The sequence below is a fragment of the Desertihabitans aurantiacus genome (assembly GCF_003344635.1).
GTDB lineage: Bacteria > Actinomycetota > Actinomycetes > Propionibacteriales > Propionibacteriaceae > Desertihabitans > Desertihabitans aurantiacus.
Genome location: NZ_QPKK01000436.1, coordinates 1 through 1918, shown reverse-complemented (window position 1 = coordinate 1918; position 1918 = coordinate 1). Strand labels below are relative to the sequence as shown.

Here is a 1918-nt window from a genome sequence, read left to right as displayed (position 1 = left end):
TGGCGGGCGCGGCCGAGGGACTCGTGCACGTAGCCGTCGTGGTCGGCCAGCCGGCCGCCCCGCCGGGTGCCGGTGAACCGCCGGCCGCCGGTGTCGACCGACCGCAGGTCGCGCAGCAGCGCACCGACGTCGTCGGCCAGCGCCGCCCCGGGCCGGACGGCCGTGGCGACCGTCCCCTCCAGCCAGCGGTAGGCCGCCCAGGCCGGCTCCCGGTCGGTCACCACGGCGATCGGCACGGGCACCGCGATGGTGGTCATGGTGGCCAGCCGGAGGGCGGCGTCCCGTTCCCGCTCGAGCTCGGCGCGGGTCTCGGCCAGCGGCGCAGACTGCAGCGGGAAGCGCACCACGACGTCCGGCCCGACCCGGAACAGCGCGTTGACGGTGCCGTCGGAGGGGACCTCGCGCACCGGCAGCCCGGCCCAGTCCGGGAACGCCGCGACGACGACCTCCCGGACCTGCTCGGTCGTGAGCTCCAGCTGCCCCTCGTGCATCACCCGTCTGACCATCCCGCGCAGTCTGGTCGGTCCCGGGAGGCGGGGCGAGCCCTTTTCGCTGGTCCGGGTTGCGTCCCACCACAGTGGGTAATCACCCGGGTTGGGAGCAACGCTCGAGCAGACGGGCACGCCGTTCCCGTCCACACAGGAGGATCCATGTCCCACACCGACAACCCCACGCGGGGTACCACGACCGCCACGCCGGCCAGGGCCCGCACCACGGGGCTGGTGGTGGCCGCCATCGGCATCGTCATCTTCAACGTGGCGCCGTTCATCGCCTGGGTCAGCACGACCGACGAGGGCACCGAGCGCACCGAGGTGACCGGGTACGAGACCGACTCCCTCATCCCGTTCATCGCCTACCTCGGCATCGGGCTGCTGCTGTCCATGATCTACGCCACCCGCCGGGCCTCCCGCGGCCAGCACCGCGGCCTGAGCCTGGTCTCGATGGCGGTCGCGCTGGCCGCCGTGCTGCAGTGCCTGGTGTTCGCCATCGACTCGATGGGCGGTCTGGAGCGCGGCTACGACCTGGACATCCAGGCCGGTGTGTTCGTCGGCCTGGTCGGCGCGATCGTGTGGTCGGTGGGCTCTGGCCTGCTGGCCAAGGAGGTCGAGGGCGACGACCGCCTCGACGACGACCGCGGCACCGTCCGCGCGCACTGATCCCCGGGCCCACGGGCGTCGCGACCAGCGGCGCCCGCGGGCTCTCGCGTCCCTCGTCCGGCTCAGAGCAGGGCCAGTGCGGCGTCCAGCATCGGTTCGGTCAGCCGGCCGGTGAAGGTGTTCTGCTGGCTGACGTGGTAGCAACCCACCAGCCGCACCGCGCCCTCGGGGCCACCCAGCTCGGCGACAGCGGCGTGCCCGAACCGCGGCTTGGGTCGGGGCACCTCCCAGCCGACCCGCCGGGCCGCCGCGAGCACGGCGTCCCAGGCGATCGAGCCGAGGGCCAGCACGGAGCGGACCGTGGGTGCGGTGAGCTCCAGGTCGCGGTCCAGCCAGTGCCCGCAGGTGCGGCGCTCGTCCACGCTCGGCTTGTTGCCCGGAGGCGCGCAGCGCACCGACGCGACGATCCGCACCCGCCGCAGCTCGAGCCCGTCACCGGCGTGCCGGCTCTCGGCCTGGCTGGCGAACCCCGCCCGGTGCAGCGCGGCGAAGATCCAGTCCCCGCTCCGGTCGCCGGTGAAGATCCGCCCGGTCCGGTTGCCGCCGTTGGCGGCTGGAGCCAGACCGACCACGAGGATCGCCGGAGCGGGATCGCCGAAGCCCACGGTGGGACGGCCCCAGTAGGGCTGGACGGCGAAGGAGGCCCGGCGTCCGGTGGTGGCGACGGCCTCGCGCCAGCCGACCAGCCGCGGGCACGCCCGGCACACCGCGGCGGCCGCGTCCAGGCCCGCCAGGTCCTCCGCGGCCGCGGCCAGCCTCCG

3 protein-coding genes are annotated in these 1918 nt (G+C 74.8%); 1 reads left to right on the top strand and 2 read right to left on the bottom strand.

The window, feature by feature from the left end; translation table 11 throughout:
• Window positions 1-506 (bottom strand): phosphotransferase (locus tag DVA66_RS19915; protein ID WP_157974177.1); only part of this gene is annotated, 506 nt, incomplete at its 3' end.
• Between the two features lie 144 nt (window positions 507-650).
• Between DVA66_RS19915 and DVA66_RS19910 the strand changes: the two genes are divergently transcribed.
• Complete coding sequence (locus tag DVA66_RS19910; protein ID WP_114561526.1) at window positions 651-1157, top strand: hypothetical protein; 507 nt, start codon at window positions 651-653, stop codon at window positions 1155-1157.
• Between the two features lie 62 nt (window positions 1158-1219).
• Here the strand turns inward: DVA66_RS19910 and DVA66_RS19905 are convergent.
• Window positions 1220-1918: uracil-DNA glycosylase (locus DVA66_RS19905; RefSeq protein WP_157974176.1), on the bottom strand; the 699-nt coding region annotated here is incomplete at its 5' end.